The sequence below is a fragment of the bacterium genome, from assembly GCA_035691305.1.
Taxonomy (GTDB): domain Bacteria; phylum Sysuimicrobiota; class Sysuimicrobiia; order Sysuimicrobiales; family Segetimicrobiaceae; genus DASSJF01.
The window spans coordinates 19,130-39,306 of sequence record DASSJF010000073.1 but is presented as its reverse complement, the minus strand read 5'-3'; the positions used below and the strand labels follow the sequence as shown (position 1 = coordinate 39,306).

Below are 20,177 nucleotides of genomic sequence, written 5' to 3'. Positions count from 1 at the left end.
TCAGACCTCCCGCCGGCGCGCCGGCGCCGCGGGCGCGAGCGTCGCGAGGAGACGCCGGTAGACGTATACGAAATCGGCGTCCAGCCCGAGCGCCACGCTGTGGATCCCGCGCGCGATCCAGTCACAGACGGGAGTCGTCTGCGCGGGATCGCGCACCGGCATATACGTGATGGAGATGATCTTGCCCGCGTCCCTGGCGCGATCCATCAATCGCGCCTCTGTCTCCACGACCCTCGGATGATCGCGCTGCCCGGGGACGCCGAGTTGGGCCGCCAGCGTCCCGCGGCCGCCGAGCACCATATCGAGGCCGGGAACCGCCAGGATGGCGTCGAGGTCGTCGAGCGCGGCGCGCGTCTCGACCTGGACGCCCAGCAGCACATGCTCGGCGGCCCAGGTCGCGTATTCTTCGGGGGCAATCCGGCCGTGCCCGTCGACGCCGGTCAGTCCGATTCGGCGGCGGCCGTGGGGCGGCAGCTTGGCCGCGCGTACCGCGGTCGCGACGTCGGCGGCGCTCTCCACCTCCGGCACGATCACCCCCGAGGCGCCGAGGTCGAGTGCCGTTCGGATGGCGTCCGGGTCCACCGCCGGGACCCGCACGAACGGCGTGATGCCGGCCGCATGCGCGGCCTGAATCAAGGCGCGGAGCGTTTCCGGCCCGATGTGGTTCTCCAGAAGGTCGATGCGCACGAAGTCAAGACCGGCGTGGGCCAGGAGCTCGATCGTCGCCGTCGACGGGATGCGCGCGTAGACGCCGAACGAAGGCCGTCCCTCCCGGTACGCGACCCGCACGCGATTCGGCCTCAGCACGCGGCCGCCTCCACGAGCACCGCGCACCCGCCGTCGCGGCGCAGCCGCGCTCCGAGTGGCGCGCTCTGCTCGTCGACGAACGCGAGCACGGATTCGGCGGACCCGCCCGTCACCAGCTCGGGCTCTCCCAGCGCGTTCAGCACCACGGGCACGACCTCGACGCGGTCGATTCTCTCGCGCCCGGCGAGCATCCGGACGGCGCAGGTCAGCTTTGTGATCGGCGCGTGCAGCGGCGCCGTGTTGTACGGCGGGTATGCCCGGCGCAGCGCGATCGTGCGGCCCTCGGCGTGGGTGTGGAACACGAAATCCCCGATCGAATAGAGGATCGGCCGGCCGTGATAGAGTTCCATGCCGTGCAGCATGTGCGCGTTGTGGCCGACGATCGCATCGGCGCCGGCGTCGATGATCTGCCGGCCGAGCGGGCGCTGGTAGCCGGCCAGCGGGCCTTGATGGGCGGCGACCCAGCCGTTCGGGATGCCCCAGTGCATCGCCACGACGACCAGGTCGGCGCGCCGGCGCGCCGACCGGATCGCACCGCACGCCCGCTCGACGTCGTCCGGATTCGCTTCGGTCTGGACGTAGGGAGACATCCCCGGGACCTCGTCCAGCGTCTCGCTGTCGTAGTAATAGCTCGTCCGGATCCGAATCGGCGCGATGCCCGGCACGCCGGCCCGCGCCGCGAAACCGTGGGGGAGCGTCGTCGCAAACGAAAAGATCGCCACGCGCCGGCCGCGCGCCTCCACGATCGCCGGAGCCATCGCCGCGTCGAAATCGCGGCCGCCGCCGGCCGCGGCAACGCCCGCGTCCCGGAGCGCGTCGAGCGTGCGGAGCAGCCCATCGGCGCCGTAGTCGAGGGCGTGGTTGTTGGCGACGGTGGCGACGCGGCAGCCGATGCGCGGCAGTTCGCGGGCGAGCGCGGGATCGCTGCGCATCGTCACCAGTTTGCTGGCCGGCGCACCCGTGTCCGTCAGCACCGTTTCGAGATTGACGACGCCGACGTCCGCGTGCTGGAGCAGCGCGTAGGCCTCGAGCGTCGCGGGCGCGGCGGCGTTCGCGCCGGTTCGCAGGAGCGGACGCTCGAGCATCACGTCCCCCGTGAGGCAGAGCGAGATGGGCCCGCCGTCCGGGCGGTTCGTCCGCACCACGGTCATGTCCGGTCCTGTCCGCGCGCACCGGGCCACAGGCCGACGCCCATTCCGCCGCGCGGATCCGATGCCGCCGCCGGCCCCGCCGGCGTCCACTCGACGGCCTGATTGCAGCCCATGTAGATCGTCACGTCGACCTCGTACCCGCGGCGGCGAAGCGGTTCGGCGACGGTCTCCGCGAGCGCGGGCTCCACGTAGATCTTGCGTCCGGCCTCGCTGTGGATGCGCGGCGCCGCGAGCGCGGCCAGGAGCGGCATCCGGAAGAGCACGACGTTCAGCAGCGTCTGGAACACCGCGCTGATCAAGCGGCTCCCGCCGGACGACCCGATCGCGAGCCACGGCGCGCCGGCGCGGTAGACGATCGTCGGACAACCTCCGCCCATGCGCTTCCGCGGCGCGATCGAATTGTGGTAGCCGCGCAGCGGGTTGAAGTGCCCGAGGAAGTTGTTGTGCAGGAACCCGAGCCCCGGCGTCATCACGCCGGACCCGGCGATCGACCCGATCGAATGCGTGATGCTGACGACGTCGCCGTCACTGTCGAGCGCGGAGACGTGGGTGGTGTGGCCGTCGGCCGGCATCCCGCCGGCGTGCCCGGTCTCGAGCGCGAACTCGCGCCCGACGCCGCGGAGCCGCTCCTTCGACACGAGCCACGCGGCCGGCACGGTGACGAACGCCGGGTCCGAGAGGTACGGCATGCAGTCGGCGAAGGCCGCGCGGGTCGCCCACGCCACCGCCTCCACGTAGTCGGGGCTGTTCCACTCGAGCCGGCCGAGGTCCAGCGCCTCGGCCAGGTTGAGCATCGTCACGAGCACCACGCCGTGGGCGGGGGGCGGCGCGGAGTACACCTCGAGCCCCTTGAACGTCCCCTGCACCGGCTCGGCGGGCTGGACCGCGTAGGCCGCGAGGTCTTCGGCCGTCACGAACGCGCCGCGCGCGCTGAAATCCGCGGCCATCTCGCGGGCCAGCGCGCCGCGATAGAATTCGTCCGGTCCGCCGCGGGCGAGGCGTTCCAGCGTGCGGCCGTACTCGGGCTGGCGCATCGTCTCGCCGGTCCGCATCGGCCGGCCGCCGGGCAGATAGCGCTCCCGCGCGGCCGCGTCCCGGCCCAGCTTCCGGAAAACGTCCGGATAACCGGGCCGGTCGCCTCCTTCAAACGTGTAATACGACTCGAGATAAGAGTATACCGGGAATCCGTCGCCGGCGATCCCGGCGGCGGGCTCGAACAGCGCCGGCCAGCCGAGGCAGCCGCCTCCCAGATGGAGCAGCGTCTCCATCCCCCGCACGAAGCCGGGCGTCATGATCGACTCGTAGCCCAACTGGTTGCGGTCGCCCGCGATCAGATAGCGACCCGCGCGCTCGCTGCGACCCAAAAACGCCTCTTCAAAGACGCCGGGCTCGGCCCGCGAGCCCACCGCGACGGACGCGTTGAGAAACCGCGGCGCGGGCCAGCCGCGGCGCACGACCATGATATGCGCCATGCCGCCGAGGCCGCAGCCGAGCGGATTGGTGACGCCCTGCACCGCCGCCGCGGCGACGGCCGCCTCGAGCGCGGTCCCGCCCCCGGCGAAGATCCGCTCGCCGGTTTCCGCGGCCGGCGGCTCCGGACACGCAATCGCTCCCGTGCGCATCGATGCCTCCTAATCGAGCCTGAGGCTCGGGTCGAAAATGTCCCGCAGTTGATCGCCGACGACGTTCACGCACAGCAGCGTGGCGCCGAGTACCACGCCCGGCAGCACACCGACCCACCAGTTGCTCTGCAGATATCCGCGGGCGGTCTCCAGCATGCTGCCCCATTCGGGGGTGGGCGGCTGCGCGCCGAGCCCGAGAAAGCTCAGCGACGCCCCGATCAGAATCGCGGCGCCGTAGCCGAGCGTGGCTAGGACGAGGACGACGTGCCGGATGTTCGGCAAGAGATGCCGCCACATGATCCAGGTGCCGGAGCCTCCCGCGGCGCGCGACGCCTCGATGTACAGGTTGCTCTTCGTGCCGAGGGTCGCCGCTCTGACGACGCGACCCGCCCCCGGCGTCTGGCCGATCCCGACCGCCACCATCGCGTGGGTCAATCCCGGCCCGAGCAGCGTGACCACGATGAGCGCGAGCAGAATGCCCGGAAACGCCATCAGCACGTCGACGGCGCGCATAAGGATGTTGTCGTAGGCGCCCCCGTAGTAGGCGGTCGTCACGCCGATGAGCGTGCCGGCCGTGATGCTGATCGCCGTCGCCAGCACGGCATACCCGAGCGAGATGCGGGCGCCGTACACTACGCGGCTCGCGATGTCGCGCCCGAACTCGTCCGTCCCGAACGGATGCGCCGCGGACGGCGACGCGAGCACTGCCTCGGGGCTCATCTGGACCGGGTCGTACCGGGCCACCGGTCCGGGCACGGCCGCGACCGCGACGATCGCCGCGAGAAAGACAAACGCCGCGCGGCTCGCGCCGTTGGCGCGCCGCAGCAACCGGGCCCATCGAGGCGCGGCGGCCGTCACGAGTACCGGATGCGCGGGTCGAGCCACGCATACATGATGTCCGTGGCGAGATTCACGAGTGTGTAGATCACGGCGATCAGGAGCACCACGCCCTGCACCACGGGGAAATCCCTCTGCAAGATGCCGTCGACCACGAGCCGGCCGACGCCGTCCCGCGCGAAGACGGTCTCGGTCACGATTGCCCCGCTGAGCAGCGTGCCGAACTGGACCGATCCCAGCGTCACGGTTGGCAAGAGCGCGTTGCGGAGGGCGTGCCGGACGACGACGGTCCGTTCACGCAGGCCCTTCGCCCGTGCCACGCCGACGTAGTCTTTCCGGAGCACTTCCAGCATCGAGCTGCGGAGCAGCCGCGCGAGCGCGCCGGCCGGGTACCATCCCAGGGTCAGCGCCGGCAGCACCAGCGCGCGCAGCCCCGCCTGCCCGCTGGTCGGCAGCCAGCCGAGCTGCACGGCGAAGACCACGATCAACAGGATCCCCGTCCAGAACGACGGCAGCGAAATACCGACGACGGCGAAGGCGGTCACCGAGGTGTCGAGCCAGCCGCCGCGGCGAACGGACGCCAGCACGCCGGCCGGGACTCCGACGAGCAGCCCGAAGACCATCGCCGCGACCGCGAGCGACAGCGTTGAGGGCAGCGCGGCACGCAGGCTGTCGCTGATCGGCCGGCCCGAGCGCAGGGAACGACCCAGGTCCCCCGCGGCGAACCGCCGCGCGTCGTCCGCGAGCTGCACGTAGAGCGGCCGGTCGAGCCCGAGGCTGTGCCGGATGATCCGCAGCTGCTCCGCCGACACCGGCGCGTCGCCCACCATCAGCTGCGCCGGGTCGCCCGGGACGAGATGGATCATCACCGACACCAACACCAGGACCCCTGCGACCACGAACGCGCTGTGGAGCAGCCTGTAGCCGAGAAACGACCCCATCCCGGCCCGTCAGCCGGGCCGTTCGCCTGTTCGCGCGGCCGCGGACCTCACGGCGCGAGCGACGTGTCGTAGAGGAACGGGAAGAAGCCCGTCGCGTCGAAGCGCAGCCCCTGGACCTTGGCCGACTCGAGTGAAACGTTGTCCCGAGTCGTGATCGGCAGCATGTACGCCTTGTCCATCGCGTAGCGCAGCGCCTCCGCGTAGATCTGCTTGCGCTTCGCCGTGTTGACCTCGGTCGCACCCTCGTCGAACAGCCGGTCCAGCATCGGATCCCTGGCGAACGAGAAGTTGAAGCCGCCGCCCCCGGCGTTCCGCGAGTGCAGGAACGCCGACAGCACATCCGGATCGGTGCGCGCGCCCGGCAGCGGCGAAAGGTTGGATTGGCCCTTCCGCTGATTTTCGTTCACGGTCAGCGCGTCGTAGATCCCGATCTTGACGTCCATCCCGATGCCGCGGAGCTCGGACTGCACGAGCTCCGGGATGCCGTGCTCCCAGGCGTTGAACACGAGCGCGAGCCGCTGGCCGCCCTTCACCCGCACGCCGTCCGGACCGAGTTTCCAGCCGGCGGCGTCCAGGAGCGCCTTCGCCTTCGCCGGATCGTAGCGGTAGATCTCGGAGCCTTTGTCGTAGCCCCAGGTGACGGGACTGAGCATCGTAAAGGCGGGCCGGTAGGCGCCGTACTGCTGGAACGGCCCGTAGACCACGCGAGCGATGAGATCGCGGTTGATGCCCAACTCCATCGCCTGGCGGACGGCGAGATCGTCCGTCGGCGCCTTCGTGATATTGATCGCCCAGTTGTACGGCGAGCCGGGCGCAAGGCCGATGATCGGCCGGAACCGCGCGTCGCGGGCCAGCCGCTGGAAATCCTGCGGCGATACCGCGGTGGTCACCTGCAGCTCACCGCTCTGCAGCGCGCCGACGCGGGTGGACGGCTCGGGAATGATGCGAAACGTCACCCGGTCGAGGTAGGCCGGGCCCTGGTGCGTGAACATCGACGGCGCCCAGTTGTAGCCGGGGTTGCGCTCCAGCGTTACGTGGTCGTTCGGCACCCACTCTACGAAGCGGAACGGTCCGGTGCCGACCGGCTGGCGGCCGAAGTCCTGGTCCCCGGCCTTGCGGACGCCGGCGGGTGAGACCATGCGGTAGAAGAGGCTCGCCGCATCCATGAACGGCGCCCACGGCGACTTGAGGTGGATGCGCACGGTCGCCGGGTTCACGACATCGGCCGACTCGTAGAATCCGACCGCGCAGCCGCCGCAGCGGGCGCCGAGCGCCGGGTTGTGCGTGCGGTCGAAATTGAACTTCACCGCGGCCGCGTCGAAGGGCGTGCCGTCTTGGAAGCGCACGCCCGGCCGGAGATGAAACGTGTATGTCTTGCCGTCCGGCGACACCTCCCACGAGGTCGCAAGCCACGGCTTGAACGCGTTGTCCTTCGGATCGCGGACGAGGAGCGGGTCGAAGATCTGGAAGAAGACGATCTGCGCCGTCCGCAGCCCGGAGAGGTTCGGGTCGATCCGGTCCGGACTTCCGTCGAGCGCGTAGACGAGCGACCCGCCCCGCTGCGGCCCCGCAGCGGTGAACCCGACCTGTGGAAGACTCAAGACCGCCAACGCCACGAGCAGAAGCCACGTTCGCCGCATCGTCGCCCCCTGTACCCTCGCTGTGTGTGTGCGCGTTCCCAATTACTTACAACGTCGTGGTGTGCGCGGCCTTTTTTGGGCCGGACGGTCTTCCGAGGACAGCGATCGGCCGCTATTGTATCTGAACACTGATATTCGTCGTGGCCGACCGTCCGACCACCGCCCTCGGGAGGCGCTCATGCCGGTAGAACAGCTTGGTTTTCGAGGTTTTCGCACGATTCGGCGTCCATCGCCCGACGTGATCCGGCGCCTCGCCCAGTTTGCGCCGCCCGACCTCTCGGACGTAATGCACGCGTCGCATACGGTCCATCCGAGCATCCACCCGATCTATCCGCTGCGGCGCAGGATCGCCGGGCCGGCCGTGACCGTGGCGGTTCCGCGCGGCGGGTTCAACGTCATCAAGTTCGGGATGCAGCAGACGCAGCCGGGCGACGTGATGGTGGTCAACGCATGGGGAATCGACGCCTACGCGGTCTGGGGCGGCAACGTCAGCAAAGGGATGCGGCGCCGAGGCGTCGCGGGCGTGATCATCGACGGCGCGGCGCGCGATCCGGACGAGGCCGAGGCCGTCGACTTTCCCGTCTTCGCCCGCCACCAGGCGACGGCGACTCCGCCGCTCGACGGGCCCGGAGAGGTGAACGTTCCGGTCGCGTGCGGCGGGGTGGTGGTGCATCCCGGCGACATCGTGGTGGCCGACGCCAACGGCATCGCCGTCATCCCGGCGGCCGCCGCGGAGTGGGTGTTGGGGCAGGTCCAGGACCTCAAGCAGCGCCACGCGCGTGTTCAGCCGGTGCTGGAGCGCGGCGAGGTCACCGCGATCGACGGCATCATCGAGGGGCTGCGGAAGCAGGGCTTCGCGATCGACGGCGGCGCGCCCGACTAGCAGGGCCGGCGATAGGAACGCGCGCCGATGCCACAGAAAGCCGCGAGACCGACGACAACGCGCGTGACTGAAGATGGCGAAAGGGGGCATTTCTCGATGCTCGCACCACACGGATCGGGATGGCGCTCCGCGCTGGCGGCGATCGCGGCCGTTCTCGTAGCCTCGGCCGTCGCCGTAGGGGCCCCGGCGGCCCCCACGCCGGGAGGCACGTTGACCCTCGGAATTCGCCAGGAGCCGAGCACCACCGATCCGCACGCGTCCGCCAACGGAGTGTCGCAGCGGGTGCTCGCGCACCTGTACGACGGACTCGTGTACATGACCCCGGACGGCGCGTACCATCCGTGGCTGGCCACCAAGTGGACGATCGCCCCGGATGGCAAAACCTACACGCTGACGCTCCGCACGGGGGTGAAGTTCCACGACGGCACGCCGTTCAACGCCGCGGCCGTCAAGGTGAGCCTCGATCGTATCGTCGACCCGGCGACACGATCCACGTCCGCCATCTCCGCGATCGGCCCGTACGCCTCGAGCGAGGTTATCGACGCGTCCACGATTCGCGTGCATCTCAGGGAGCCGTACAGTCCCTTCCTCAACGCGCTGAGCCAGCCGTGGCTGGGCATCGTCTCACCGACGGCGGTCAAGAGTTGGGGCCGGGATTTCGCGCAGCATCCGGTGGGCACGGGGCCGTTCAAATTCGTCGAGATGGTCGCGCAAGACCACATCACGATGGTGCGCAACCCCGACTACGCCTGGCCGCCCTCGGCCGGGAAGGCCCACTCCGGCCCGGCGTATCTGGAGCGGCTCGTGGTCCGCACGGTCCCTGAAGATTCGACCCGGCTCGCGACCCTGCAGAACGGCGAAACAAATCTCATCGAGCCGCTGCCCGAGCAGAGCGTGGCGCAGGTCCAGGGCGACCCCAACCTCTACGTCCTGAAACAGCTCGAGACCGGCGCCGGGCGCGTGGTGCTGATCAACAGCCAGCGCGCGCCGACGAACGACGTGCGCGTCCGCCGGGCGATCGAGTTCGGGGTCGATACCGCCACCCTGGTAAAGACGCTCTACTACGGGCAGCACGTCGTGGGACGAGGTCCGGTGTCCCCGCCGATGGCCGGCTACGACAAGAGCCTCGAGAAGATCTATACGTATGACCCGGCGAAGGCCCGGCAGATCCTCGAGGAGGCCGGATGGCGGCCCGGTCCCGGCGGCGTCCGGACCAAGGACGGGCAGCCGCTGCGGATGAGCCTCTATATCATCCCGAATATCGGCTCCGAGCCGACGGCGGAGTACCTCCAGTCCCAACTCCGGCAGGTGGGCATCGATCTCGAGATCAAAGCGCTCGCCCGCGCGGCGTGGTACGAGGGGATCAACAAGGGCGACCACAATATGACGCTCGCGTTCTTCATCTGGCCGGATCCGGACATGCTGCGCACCCTCTACTACTCGACCAACATCCCGTTCAACTGGTTCCACTACAACAATCCCGACGTGGACCGGATGCTGCTCCAGGCGAGCCGTCTCGCCGACATGGGCGCGCGGATTCGCCTCTACCGGCAGGTCATGCGGAAGGTCATGGACGATGCGCTGCCCCTGACCCTGTATTACGAGAACAACATCCTGGGGGCACGCCGCACGCTGCAGGGCGTGAAGTTCGACGCGGTGGGATATCCGTTGTTCTATGACGCCTACATCACCCGGTGACCTGCCCGCCCGTGCGCGATGACGTCGTACACGGCACGGCGGGTGCTGTCCACGCTGCCGGTGCTCGCCGGGATCACGGCGTTCGTGTTCTTGATGCTGCACCTCGTGCCCGGAGATCCGGTGGTGCTGCTGTTGGGGGAGGGCGGCGTCGCCTCCCCCGAAGCGATGAACGCACTGCGCCATGAGCTCGGACTGACCGACCCTCTCCCGGTACAGTTTGTCCGCTACGCCGGCGACATGGCCCGCGGCGATTGGGGCCGGTCGATTCGCTTCAACCGGCCGGTGTTGGCACTCCTGATCGAAAACGCGCGGTACACGATCGAGCTCGCCGCCGCGGCGCTCGTGATCGCGGTGGCCGCCGGCGTGCCCCTCGGGATCCTCGCGGCGGTGCAGCGCACGCGGTGGGGAGACAGCGCGGCGATGTTCGTGTCGCTCGTCGGCGTGTCGATGCCCAGCTTCTGGCTTGGGGCGCTGCTGATCTTCGTGTTCTCGCTGCACTTCCGATGGTTCCCCGCGATCGGCCAGGGCGGGCCGAACCGCCTCGTGCTCCCGGGCATCGCGCTCGCCTTCGCGCCCATGGCAAGCCTCGCCCGCCTCGTCCGAAGCAGCCTCCTGGAAACCTTCGGCGAGGACTACGTGCGCACGGCGCGGGCGAAAGGCATGGCCGAACCCGCGGTCGTGATGCGGCATGCCTTTCGCAACGCGTTGATCCCGGTCATCACGTTCTTCGGCCTCGAGCTGGGGCGCCTGCTGGCCGGCGCGTTCGTCGTCGAGACGGTATTTTCGCGGATCGGACTGGGGCGGACGATCGTCAACGCGATCCTGAACAAGGACTTTCCGGTGGTCCAGGGCGCGGTGCTGTTCGTCGCGGTGCTGTACGTCGCCGTCAATCTGGCCGTCGACCTGTCATACGCGGTGCTCGACCCGCGCGTTCGCTTCGAGTGATCGCAGCGGCGTCTCCCGGGACGCGCGCGACCGCGTGGCGGCGCATCCGCCGGCATCCCCACATGGTGGCCGGCGGCTCGGTCTTCCTGGCCCTCGTGCTGATCGCCGTCCTGGCGCCGATCGTCGCCGGCGCGGACCTCTACCAGATGCGGCCGCAGGACGCGCTGTGGCCGCCGTCGCGGCAGCATTGGTTCGGCACCGACGAGTTCGGTCGGGATCTCTTCACGCGCGTCGTGCACGGGGCACGGCTGTCGCTCAGCGTCGGCTTGGTGGCGGTCGGCATCTCCTGCGCGACCGGCGTCGTCGTCGGCCTGGCGTCGGGATACTACGGCGGCTTTCTGGACCTGGGCCTGATGCGCCTGGTGGATCTGATGCTCGCGTTTCCGGGCATCCTGCTCGCCCTGGCGATCGTCGCGATACTCGGCCCCGGGCTGACCAATGCGATGATCGCCGTCGGCATCACCGGCATCCCGTCGTACGCGCGCGTGGTCCGGGGCGCGGTACTTCAGGCCAAGGCGTACCCCTATGTCGAAGCCGCCCGTGCGGTTGGAGTCCCCTCGCCGGTGATTCTCGTCCGCCACCTGCTGCCGAACGTGGCGGCGCCGATCATCGTCCTCTCGACGCTGAACATGGCCGCGGCGATCCTCACCGCGGCGTCGCTGAGTTTCCTGGGCCTCGGCGCGCAGCCGCCGCAGCCGGAGTGGGGCGCCCTGCTCAATGCCGGACGGAACTGGCTGCAGCGCGCCTGGTGGTTGACGACCTTTCCCGGGCTCGCCATCATGGTCACCGTGCTGGCGATCAATACGCTGGGCGACGGGCTGCGAGACGTTCTCGATCCTCGGCTGAGAGGCTAGGCCCGGCTTACCGCCGTCCCTTCGTCGCTCGCCCCCGGCGCGTGGGTGCCCCGCCCGCCATCGTGATCGACATGGGCTTGGCGCCCTCCAAGAGCTGGCGCTGCGCCTGCTGCACGTAGGGGGCGATGTCGCCGTCGAAGCACGCCACCGGGACCAGGGCTGTTGGATTGCCCTGCAGGCCCTCCGCCGCGTCCCCGTAGCAGAGGCAGATGCCGCGGTCGGCGGGGTCGTAATAGATGTAACCGGGCCAGTGGAACGTGGTGCCGCGTTCGATCGCCCCGGACAGACGGACTCCCGGCCGGCGCGCCGATCGGGGATAGAAACGGGTAATCGCGGCGCCCCACATGGAGTTCGCCGCCTGGCCTTCGAGCGGCAGCAGGCGGGCAAACGCCCGGGACGCCTTGGGGTACTCGTCCTCGAGCAGCGTCGCGGTGAGGCGCGCGCCGCCGAACTGCACCTCGAGCTTGCGCCCGCGGCGGGCCCGATACCGGAACGGCGTCGTCTGGTCGGCAGCGCGGCGGAATCGAATCCGCTTGGTGCCGCTGAGCCGCAACGCATCGCCTTTTTTCGCCCACTCGCTGAAATCGGGTTCCAGTTCCGCAAGCGGAGTGACTTTGAAGAACCCTTGCGTGGCGGCAAACGCGGCCTCGCCGATGCAAAACGCTATCTCCTTGATCGGAGGATAGAAGACCACGGACCCCGGATGCTGAAAAAACGTGGCGCTTTCGAGGTCGAGCTCGCCGACGGGCGCCTCGTCCAACATCCGGAACATGTCTCCCGAGACCTGCGCGTGGACGGCGCGGCCCTCGAAAGGCAGCGCCTCCCAGACGGCCTGCGAGGTCTTGGGGGCCTTCTCTTCGTTCAACAGTGCCCGGCATACCGCGCCGTCGAGTTCGATCTCCATGAACCTCATCCGTTGGGTCCCCCTTGAGGATCTTCGGTAAGTGCGCTGTCCATCGAGGTGCGTTCGCCGCCGGCCGGAGACTCTCCCTACGGCGCTATTTGTCCGGCCGGGGGTGGGTCTCGCGCCGCCACTCCAGGAAGCGCCGTTCCATCTCCGGCCCCATCGGATAAAGGCCCTCGAGCGGCGCGCCGCGCGACAGCATCAGGCGGATGTACTCTTCCCGATCTTCGTGCAGGAGGACTTCGTCCACCACGTCCTCGACCATGGCGCGTGGAATCACGACGACCCCGTCGTCGTCCCCGGCCATGATGTCGCCCGGGCAGACCAACACCCCCGCGCATCCGATCGGCACGTTGTAGTCCACGTTGAACACGCTGCCGCCGGGGCTCACGCATCCCCTGCAGAAGATCGGCACACCCTTCTCGGCCAGGCGGGGCGAGTCGCGAACGCACATGTCGGAGACGATGCCGGCCGCACCCTTCATCTTAATGCGCAGCGTCAGGAGGTCTCCGAACAGCCCTTCGTTGGCGGCGCCGCCGCCGTCCAGCACCACGACGTCGCCCGGCTGGACGGCCTCGATCGCCTCGTCGGGATGGCCCGGGAACAGCGTCCCCGGAGCGTAGGCGATCGGCTGGAGGTCGTCGCGGCCGGGCACGCTTCTGATCGTGAGCGCCGGCCCGACGGCCCTCATTCCGGGAAACAGCGGCCGCAGCGGCATCCAGATATTCGTGATGCCCTTCTTCCGCCTAAAGATCGTGGTGAGCGTGGCGGTGCTCGCTCGGCGCAGCGGCGCCAGCGTCTCTGCGCGCGGGCGCGGGAAATCCGGACCGTGCATCGGCGCCGCCCCCGCGCCTACGTCGCCGGGAGGGCCGCCGAGATCTCGGCGCCGTGAACGAAGGTGTTGGGCGCCCCGCCCGTGTGCATGAACACGACCGTGTCCGGCGGCCGGACCGCGCCGGTCCGGACCGCGTGGGCGAGCGCGGCCCACGCCTTGCCCGTATAGATCGGGTCCAGCAGCAGTCCTTCGGTGCGCGCGGCCAGCGTGACGGCGGCCAGGCTGTCGGCGGTGGGAATGCCGTAGCCGGCCCCGACGTGCGCGTCGGTGATGTCGATCTCGTCGTCGCGCACCGACGGCGTCATGCCGAGGAGGTCCTCCGCCGCGCGAATCTGGTCGCGAATGCGGCGGTGCATCTCGCCGGCCGCGGTGTTGACGGAAACGCCGAGCACCGGCGCCGAGACGCCCGCCGCGCGCAGGCCCAGCAGCAGGCCGGCGTAGGTGCCGCCGGACCCGACGGCCAGCACGATACGATCGCAGCCGCCCCCGCGTTCCCGGAGCTGCGCGGCGAGTTCTTCCGCGGCCGGAACATACGCGGCGGTGGCGAGACCGGCGGAGAACGCGGCCAGATGAATCAGATACGGGCGCCGCCCGCACCGCCGGAGCTCCTGCTCCAGGTCGCGCATCGTGGCGATGGTCGTATCCGCGTACGGGTCCTCGGTGTCGAGATAGACGATGCGTTCCGCGAATAGCCGCATCAGGAGGAGGTTGCCTTCGGACGGCAGATCCGCCCGGCCGCGCACCAGCAGCACCGGCCGCAGACCGAAGCGGCGCGCGCCCGCCGACACGATGCGCAGGAAGTTGGAGTGCGCGCTCGCCGTGGTGACGATCGTATCGGCCCCCTGGGCGAGCGCCTCGCCGAAGAGGAACTCGAGCTTGCGCACCTTGTTGCCGCCGAGCGCGAGATCCGTGAGGTCCTCCCGCTTGACCAGGAGGCGCCGCACGCCGAGCGCCGCCGCGAGGCGCGGCGCGTCCTCGAGCGGGGTCGGCGCCCGCACGAGGGACACCCGCGGCAGGCGGTCCAGTCCCCGCATCGTCGCCCCTCGCCCGCCGCCCACGCTACCGGCGGACGGTGACCGACTCGAACGTCGGGTAGTTCGGGGTCAGGACGAACCCTTCAACCCCCCCGCGCAGCGCGTACGTCTGGATCAGCTCCACCGGGTAGACGCCGACGGCCTGGTCCCAAATGATCTCGCACGCCTGCGCGTAGAGGAGCTTGCGCCGGGCCTGGTCGACCGTCTCGACCGCGCCGTTCAGGATCTGGTCGAGCTGCGGGTTGGCGTAGCCGTTCCGGTTGGCCTGGGTCGTGTACAGGCGCCGCAGCACAAAGTCGGCGTCGCCTGTCGCATCGCCGTTGGACTGGAAGTTCAGGTCCCAGTCGAGTTTGAGCAGCTTGTCCAGCCACTGCGGACGTTCCGCCTGGCCGTCGCGCACCCTGATCCCGACCGCGTTCCAGTACGAGAAGAGTGCCTGGGCCAGCTCGCGGTCCTGGGGGCCGGAGTCCGGGTTCCAGATCATGGTGCACTCGAACCCGGACGGACGCCCGGCCGCGGCGAGCAGCTGTTTCGCCTTCGCCGGGTCGTAGGCAAACGGCCGCTGCGGAGCGTACCCAAAGGCCGTCGAGGGGATCGGGGCGCTCATTCGCCGGCCGATGCCCTTCATCAGCGTCTTGACGATGGTGTCGACGTCGAGCGCGTAGGCCATGGCCTGGCGCACCCGGGCGTCCGGAAACGGGGCGCGCTTGCAGTTCATCCAGACCATGTAGTAGCGGAAGGACGGAGTGCTCATCAGGCGGATGTCTTTGTGCCCCTGAAGCGCCGCGATCTGGTCGGGGGGCAGCCCGAAGGTCAGATCGATCTCCCCGGTGATGAGGGCGGTGACACGGGCCGCCACCTCCGGAATGTCTTTGAACCGCAGGGTCCGGACCCCAGGCGCCGGTCCCCAGTAGCCGGGGTTGGCCTCGAGCACCAACTCGGCGTCCGGCTGATACGAAACGACGCGGAAAGGGCCCGAGCCGAACGGCTTCGTGAAGAACCCCGGCTGATCCATCTTGGCCGCGGGGGCGATCGAGAGCAGCGAGACGTTGGGCAGCATCGCGCCGAACGGCGTCTTCGTCTTGATGCGGACGGTGGTGTCACTCGGGGCATCGACCGTATCCAGGGCGACCCAGAGCGGCGCGTAGGGTCCCTTCAGCGCCACGAGACGCTGCAGCGACGCCTTGACGTCGTTCGCGGTCAGCGCCGTGCCGTCCTGGAATTTCACGCCCGGCCGGAGCGTGAACACCCACGTCAGCGGATCAGGCGTCTCCCACTTCGTCGCCAGCGACGGAAGGTAAGTGGCCGACCGGGGGCTGCGGACGGCGAGCGTATCGAAGATGCCGGCGGTCGCGGTCCTGAGCGACTCTTCCGCGGCCTGCGTGCCGAGGGGATCGAGCCCCACGATCCTTGCCGGCAGCGACACGGTCAAAGTGCCGGCGGGCACCCTCGACGGCGGCGCGGCGGACGCCGGCAGACTCCACCGCGTGCCCATGCCGAGGACTCCGCCTGCGACCGCCGCGGTGCCCTGCAGCCATGCGCGGCGCGTCATCGCACCCCTCTTGCCACCGCTCGGAGATGTGTCCATGACCGATCATCTCCCCCCAGAAACGTCGCTTCCCGCGTGAAACGCTTCGCCGGTTACCGCGATGCCGCCTTTGGGTTCAGATACTCGTTGAGCTGATCGCCGAACAGGCCGACGGCCAGGATTACGAGGCTGAGCGCGATCCCCGGGATCGTCGAGATCCACCACGCGGTGCTGAGGTAGTTGCGCCCGTTGGCAATGATGAGGCCCCAGGACGGATGGCCGGGCGGCGTCCCGAGCCCGAGGAAACTGAGCGAGGCTTCGGCCAGGATCACCAGCCCGAGTTCCACGGTCGCCACCACTACGAGCGGCGTGACGGTGAGCGGCACGATGTGCCGGCTCATGATCCGCCGGGTGCTCGCGCCGGTGGCCCTGGCCGCGGTGACAAACTCCCGCTCCCGCATCGCGAGCGTGGTGGCGCGCGTCACCCGAGCGAAGGTCACCCAGCGGGTCACCGACAAGGTAATGATGACGTTGGTGACACTCCGTCCGAGCACGGCCGCGATCAGGATCGCCAGCAACAGCGAGGGGAACGCGAGTTGGAGATCGGCAAGCCGCATGAGGACGCCGTCGACGGCCCCGCCGAAGTAGCCCGCGGGCACCCCCGTCGCGAGCCCGATGACCCCGGCGACCGCCACGGTCGCGACCCCGACGAGCAGCGAGATGCGGGCGCCCTGGAGGACCTGCGCGACGAGGTCTTTGCCGACCTGATCCGTGCCCAGCCACGCGCGCCTGCCGTCGTGCAGCACGGCTCCGGGCGGCCGGGTCCGGTCGGCGAGCCGGACGGTCACCGGGTCGTACGGCACCAGGATCGGGCCCACCACGGCGATCACGACGAAGAGCGCGACCGGAACACCCCACGCCGCCAGGCGCCGTGCCCGGCGCTGCTGACGGCGGCGCTGTCCCGCCTGCCAGGTCGCTTCACCGGAACGCCCGCCGGCGGCCCGCGCCGCCCCCGCGGCCCCGACCCGGGCCGTCATCGATAACGGATCCGGGGATCGAGGTACGCGTAGCTGAGATCGACGACCAGATTCACCGCGATGAATCCCACGGTGATGAACAGCACCGCCGCCTGCACGATCGGGTAGTCGCGGTTGCTGATCGCATCGACCAGTAGACGGCCCACGCCGGCCCAGCCGAACACGGTCTCGACGATCACGGCTCCCGCGAGCAGCGATCCCAGCTGCAGGCCGACGACCGTCACCACCGGGATCAACATGTTCGGCAGCGCATGCCGGTTGATCACCCGCCGGACGGGCAGGCCCTTCGCGTAGGCGGAGCGGACGTACTCCTCGTCGAGCACGTCGAGCAGCCCGCTGCGCACTAGACGCGTCAGCACGCCGACGAGCAGCAGGGCGAGCGTCGCCGCCGGCAGGGCGAGATGCTCGAGGCCGCCGGTCCCGGCGCTCGGGAACCACCGCAGGCCCCGCGCGAAAATCAGGATGAACATGATGCCGAGCCAAAAGTTGGGTACCGACTGCCCGATGAGCGAGACCACCGCGACGGCGCGGTCGAGGATCGACTGCCGGTGGAGCGCGGCGACGATCCCGAGTGGCATACTCGCCGCCACGCCGAGCACCATCGCGCTCGCGGCGAGCGTGGCCGTCGCCGGCACGCGCTGCGCCACCGCGGCCGCGGCGGGAACCTCGAGACGGAGCGAGTTGCCGAAGCGCAGCGCCGCCGCCTGGCCGAGGTAGCGCACGTACTGCGCCGCGAGCGGCTGGTCGAGTCCGAGGCGGTGCCGCAGGGCTTCGACGTCCGCGCGCGTCCCTTCGGCCCCGACCATCAGCTGCGCCGGATCGCCCGGGATCAGGCGCACCACCACAAAAACGATCGTGACGGCGCCCCAGACGACGAACACCGAGTAGGCAAGCCGCTTGACAAGATACGCGCCCACCCGCGTGCCCCTACTCTTTCAACACCAGATAGACGATCACGGTGAGGGCCTCGCCCGGACCGAGTTCGCCCGCGAGACGGAGCCACCCGCCGAAGTGCGAAACGCGCCCGAACGTCACCCCGAGCCCGGCGCGCAGCGGCACCGCCGTCCCTTCGTCCGCCCACCGCATCCCGTCGGGTGAGATCTGCACCCGCGCCGCGGCCTCCGTCCGCAGCGTGCCGGGCTCGAGCGTCCGGACAAAGAAGATCGCTTCCGAGGCCCACGCGGCCTCATAAGGCTCGGTCGAGAACGCCCCGGCCCACCGCACGTTGCGCTCGACGACCGCGGTGTGGCCGCGGTGGATCACGCGTCCACCTCCGCCGACAAAACGACCGAGTCGAGGTAGAGGAACGCCCGCACATCGCCGTCCGCCTCGACCCACACGAAGGGGTTCAGCATGCACGAGAGGTTCGGCATCGCCGCAAACCGCATCGGCGCGATCCCGGCCGGATCGAACTCACGGTCGTTGCACCGGAAGGCCGTGAAGCTCATCGACGCGAGATCGAAGCCGATCTTCACGTAGTACCAGTTGTGCTTGGTGGCGATTTCGTTGTAGCACAGCTGCTGGCCGCCGTCCGGCACGTCTTCCCAGCCCGACGGCGCGAGGTGGAAGTGCGACCGCGTCTTGCCGCTGCCGCCGATGTCGCGCAGCGGTTCGACGACGCGCTTGAACTGCCACTTTTCCATCCGCCGCCCCTCCAGCGCGTTGAGGTAGCGGAGATGCGGCATGACCCGCTCGCGGGGCGGGGCGGCGCGGTCACCGGCCTGAAGGTCGAACGCGAAGCCGAACGCCCGGACCTCCGTTTCCAGCAGTGCGAGCGCCGAGGCTTCGGGCTTGAACGTAAAGGCGAACTCGATCTGGATCGGCCCGGCGTACCGCCACGTGAGGCGCTTGATCGCGACCGCGAGGCTGCCCGCCGCCGGCCGGGTCGCCAGTTTGAGGGCGTAGGCGCCGTCGACGCCCCCGACCGACCCGGTGTCCCACATCGGGATCGTGCTGAGCATCGGCGGACGCAGATCCCGGTAGTCCGGCAGCATCGTGTCGAGCGACCCTTCGTAGTTGCCGATGTGGCCGCCCCAGCCGTTGAATCCGTAGTCGAAATCGTCGAAGCACAGGATCCGCGACAGCGGGCTGAAGCGGCTGAGGCGCGGGTCGGCGGGGACAACCGGCGCGCGCACCGGCCGGGCCGCCCTTCGGCGCGATCTCATGGGAAGCATCCTCCTTCGGCGGCCCTACGTCGCCGCGTAGAAGGCGAGCGCGTCCGGATCCAGCTCGAGTCCGAGGCCCGGCCCCTGCGGCACCGGCACCCGGCCGTCGTCGAGCTGGGCGGGGCCGCCCAACGCGGTCACCGCCAGGCGTTCGCGGAGCGGGTTGGCGGTGTACATGCACTCGTAGGTCAGGAAGTTCGGCGCCGCGGCGGCGAGTTGCAGGGTCGCCGCCACACAGACGATCGACGAGAACCCGACGTGGGGCGCGTAGGCGACGTGGTGCGTCGCGGCCAGTTCCGTGATCTTCCTCGTCTCGCTGATGCCGCCGGCCCGCGCCACGTCGGGCTGGATCACGTCTACCGCGTCCGCCGCGAGCACGTCGCGCACGCCGAAGCGCGTGAACTCGCCCTCGCCGGCCGCCAGGCGCATCGTCGTCGCCGCGCGGATGCGGCGGTACCCTTCCAGATCATCGGGAGGCACCGGCTCCTCGAACCACGTGATTCGACAGTCGTCGATGCGCCGGATCAAGTCGATCGCCTCTGCCGCCCGGTACGCGCCGTTCGCGTCGACCATCAGGTCGACCGCGTCGCCCACGGCGCGGCGGACGCCGCGGATGACGGCGGCGTCGCTCTCAACCCCGGTGCCGATCTTGACCTTCAGGGCGCGGAAGCCGCGTGCCACCACCTCCGCAGCGTCCGCCGCCATCGCCTCGGGCTCGCGCACCATCACGGAGGATGCATAGGCGCTGAGCCGGCTCCGCACGCGCCCTCCGAGCAGCGCCGACACCGGCCGGCCCGCCGCCTTCCCTTTAAGGTCCCACAGCGCCGTGTCGACGCCGGCGATCCCTTCGACCAGCATGCCCCGGCTGTGTCCGCTGAGCGAGCGCAGGTCGCGAAACATACGCTCCCACAGCCGCTCGGTGTCCCATGGATCCTCCCCGGCCACGAGCGGCGCCAGCAGGTCGTCCACGATGGCCGCCCAGATCCGCGGCGCGTAGCGGCCGAGACATTCGCCGTAGCCCACGAGGCCGGTGTCGGACCGGACCTCGACGAGCGTCACGCCGAGTTTGGTGAACGTGGCCCGGCCGATCCGCTGGGGCGGATCGATCGTGGCGAGCAGGGGAATCGCGCGGACGGTCTCGATGTGCATCGGCGGAGCCTTCGGCCGGGAATTTTTGTCGTGATCCCGTGACTCCTTCGGTCGGGGGTGACTCGCCCACCTCCTCCCTCCGGGGACCGCGGACGAATCCATCGAAGCGCGGCGTGGACGGCGTACGGACGGCCGGAACGCAGGAGC

General features: G+C 69.8%; 19 protein-coding genes. 4 read left to right on the top strand and 15 right to left on the bottom strand.

Annotation, left to right across the window (positions count from 1 at the left end; genetic code table 11):
* Genes VFL28_13605 through VFL28_13580 form a run of 6 tightly spaced genes read right to left on the bottom strand, consistent with a single transcriptional unit; the run spans position 1 to position 6,998 of the window.
* Entirely contained in the window at positions 1 to 807 is an 807-nt protein-coding gene (locus VFL28_13605) for an aldolase/citrate lyase family protein (GenBank protein HET7265695.1), read from the bottom strand.
* Positions 801 to 1,958 (bottom strand): CapA family protein, encoded by a 1,158-nt coding sequence (locus VFL28_13600; protein HET7265694.1) that lies wholly within the window; start codon positions 1,956 to 1,958, stop codon positions 801 to 803. Before VFL28_13600 ends, VFL28_13605 begins: the two co-directional genes overlap by 7 nt.
* Positions 1,955 to 3,580, bottom strand: a complete 1,626-nt coding sequence (locus VFL28_13595; protein HET7265693.1) for a gamma-glutamyltransferase — start codon at positions 3,578 to 3,580, stop codon at positions 1,955 to 1,957. Before VFL28_13595 ends, VFL28_13600 begins: the two co-directional genes overlap by 4 nt.
* A gap of 9 nt (positions 3,581 to 3,589) precedes the next feature.
* A complete protein-coding gene (locus tag VFL28_13590; GenBank protein ID HET7265692.1) occupies positions 3,590 to 4,465 on the bottom strand; it encodes an ABC transporter permease in 876 nt (291 codons plus the stop codon).
* Positions 4,435 to 5,358: an ABC transporter permease gene (locus VFL28_13585; GenBank protein ID HET7265691.1), complete on the bottom strand. Its 924-nt coding sequence runs from the start codon at positions 5,356 to 5,358 to the stop codon at positions 4,435 to 4,437. Before VFL28_13585 ends, VFL28_13590 begins: the two co-directional genes overlap by 31 nt.
* Positions 5,359 to 5,405: 47 nt before the next feature.
* Positions 5,406 to 6,998 carry an ABC transporter substrate-binding protein gene (locus tag VFL28_13580; GenBank protein HET7265690.1) on the bottom strand — a complete coding sequence of 531 codons (1,593 nt, stop codon included), beginning with the start codon at positions 6,996 to 6,998 and terminating at the stop codon, positions 5,406 to 5,408.
* 178 nt (positions 6,999 to 7,176) lie between these two features.
* Between VFL28_13580 and VFL28_13575 the strand changes: the two genes are divergently transcribed.
* The 4 genes from VFL28_13575 to nikC all read left to right on the top strand — a co-directional run bounded on the left by VFL28_13575 (position 7,177) and on the right by nikC (position 11,378).
* Positions 7,177 to 7,881: an RraA family protein gene (locus tag VFL28_13575; GenBank protein ID HET7265689.1), complete on the top strand. Its 705-nt coding sequence runs from the start codon at positions 7,177 to 7,179 to the stop codon at positions 7,879 to 7,881.
* A gap of 210 nt (positions 7,882 to 8,091) precedes the next feature.
* Entirely contained in the window at positions 8,092 to 9,579 is a 1,488-nt protein-coding gene (locus VFL28_13570; GenBank protein ID HET7265688.1) for an ABC transporter substrate-binding protein, read from the top strand.
* 18 nt (positions 9,580 to 9,597) lie between these two features.
* Positions 9,598 to 10,524: an ABC transporter permease gene (locus VFL28_13565; GenBank protein ID HET7265687.1), complete on the top strand. Its 927-nt coding sequence runs from the start codon at positions 9,598 to 9,600 to the stop codon at positions 10,522 to 10,524.
* Positions 10,521 to 11,378: a nickel transporter permease gene (nikC, locus tag VFL28_13560; protein ID HET7265686.1), complete on the top strand. Its 858-nt coding sequence runs from the start codon at positions 10,521 to 10,523 to the stop codon at positions 11,376 to 11,378. The genes VFL28_13565 and nikC overlap by 4 nt, the downstream gene beginning before the upstream one ends.
* 7 nt (positions 11,379 to 11,385) lie before the next feature.
* Here the strand turns inward: nikC and VFL28_13555 are convergent, their stop codons facing one another.
* The 9 genes from VFL28_13555 to VFL28_13515 all read right to left on the bottom strand — a co-directional run bounded on the left by VFL28_13555 (position 11,386) and on the right by VFL28_13515 (position 20,030).
* Positions 11,386 to 12,282 carry a DUF3830 family protein gene (locus VFL28_13555; protein HET7265685.1) on the bottom strand — a complete coding sequence of 299 codons (897 nt, stop codon included), beginning with the start codon at positions 12,280 to 12,282 and terminating at the stop codon, positions 11,386 to 11,388.
* Between the two features lie 94 nt (positions 12,283 to 12,376).
* A complete protein-coding gene (locus VFL28_13550; GenBank protein ID HET7265684.1) occupies positions 12,377 to 13,117 on the bottom strand; it encodes a ribonuclease activity regulator RraA in 741 nt (246 codons plus the stop codon).
* 17 nt (positions 13,118 to 13,134) lie between these two features.
* Entirely contained in the window at positions 13,135 to 14,151 is a 1,017-nt protein-coding gene (locus VFL28_13545; protein ID HET7265683.1) for a D-cysteine desulfhydrase family protein, read from the bottom strand.
* 25 nt (positions 14,152 to 14,176) lie between these two features.
* A complete protein-coding gene (locus tag VFL28_13540) occupies positions 14,177 to 15,703 on the bottom strand; it encodes an ABC transporter substrate-binding protein (GenBank protein HET7265682.1) in 1,527 nt (508 codons plus the stop codon).
* An 89-nt stretch (positions 15,704 to 15,792) separates the two neighbouring features.
* Positions 15,793 to 16,716: an ABC transporter permease gene (locus VFL28_13535; GenBank protein HET7265681.1), complete on the bottom strand. Its 924-nt coding sequence runs from the start codon at positions 16,714 to 16,716 to the stop codon at positions 15,793 to 15,795.
* Positions 16,713 to 17,633 carry an ABC transporter permease gene (locus VFL28_13530; GenBank protein ID HET7265680.1) on the bottom strand — a complete coding sequence of 307 codons (921 nt, stop codon included), beginning with the start codon at positions 17,631 to 17,633 and terminating at the stop codon, positions 16,713 to 16,715. The genes VFL28_13535 and VFL28_13530 overlap by 4 nt, the downstream gene beginning before the upstream one ends.
* Before the next feature lie 10 nt (positions 17,634 to 17,643).
* Entirely contained in the window at positions 17,644 to 17,979 is a 336-nt protein-coding gene (locus tag VFL28_13525) for a hypothetical protein (GenBank protein ID HET7265679.1), read from the bottom strand.
* The gene (locus VFL28_13520; GenBank protein ID HET7265678.1) at positions 17,976 to 18,881 is read right to left on the bottom strand and encodes a DUF6772 family protein; all 906 of its coding nucleotides are present in this window, start codon (positions 18,879 to 18,881) and stop codon (positions 17,976 to 17,978) included. Before VFL28_13520 ends, VFL28_13525 begins: the two co-directional genes overlap by 4 nt.
* 24 nt (positions 18,882 to 18,905) lie before the next feature.
* Positions 18,906 to 20,030 carry a mandelate racemase/muconate lactonizing enzyme family protein gene (locus tag VFL28_13515; protein HET7265677.1) on the bottom strand — a complete coding sequence of 375 codons (1,125 nt, stop codon included), beginning with the start codon at positions 20,028 to 20,030 and terminating at the stop codon, positions 18,906 to 18,908.
* Between the last annotated feature and the right edge of the window lie 147 nt (positions 20,031 to 20,177).

Coding starts and splice junctions, on each gene's coding strand:
- VFL28_13600 (HET7265694.1), bottom strand. CDS start 1,958: ATGACCGTGGTGCGGACGAACCGCCCGGACGGCGGGCCCATCTCGCTC.
- VFL28_13595 (HET7265693.1), bottom strand. CDS start 3,580: ATGCGCACGGGAGCGATTGCGTGTCCGGAGCCGCCGGCCGCGGAAACC.
- VFL28_13585 (HET7265691.1), bottom strand. CDS start 5,358: ATGGGGTCGTTTCTCGGCTACAGGCTGCTCCACAGCGCGTTCGTGGTC.
- VFL28_13580 (HET7265690.1), bottom strand. CDS start 6,998: ATGCGGCGAACGTGGCTTCTGCTCGTGGCGTTGGCGGTCTTGAGTCTT.
- VFL28_13575 (HET7265689.1), top strand. CDS start 7,177: ATGCCGGTAGAACAGCTTGGTTTTCGAGGTTTTCGCACGATTCGGCGT.
- VFL28_13565 (HET7265687.1), top strand. CDS start 9,598: ATGACGTCGTACACGGCACGGCGGGTGCTGTCCACGCTGCCGGTGCTC.
- VFL28_13555 (HET7265685.1), bottom strand. CDS start 12,282: ATGGAGATCGAACTCGACGGCGCGGTATGCCGGGCACTGTTGAACGAA.
- VFL28_13550 (HET7265684.1), bottom strand. CDS start 13,117: ATGCACGGTCCGGATTTCCCGCGCCCGCGCGCAGAGACGCTGGCGCCG.
- VFL28_13545 (HET7265683.1), bottom strand. CDS start 14,151: ATGCGGGGACTGGACCGCCTGCCGCGGGTGTCCCTCGTGCGGGCGCCG.
- VFL28_13540 (HET7265682.1), bottom strand. CDS start 15,703: ATGACGCGCCGCGCATGGCTGCAGGGCACCGCGGCGGTCGCAGGCGGA.
- VFL28_13535 (HET7265681.1), bottom strand. CDS start 16,716: ATGACGGCCCGGGTCGGGGCCGCGGGGGCGGCGCGGGCCGCCGGCGGG.
- VFL28_13520 (HET7265678.1), bottom strand. CDS start 18,881: ATGAGATCGCGCCGAAGGGCGGCCCGGCCGGTGCGCGCGCCGGTTGTC.
- VFL28_13515 (HET7265677.1), bottom strand. CDS start 20,030: ATGCACATCGAGACCGTCCGCGCGATTCCCCTGCTCGCCACGATCGAT.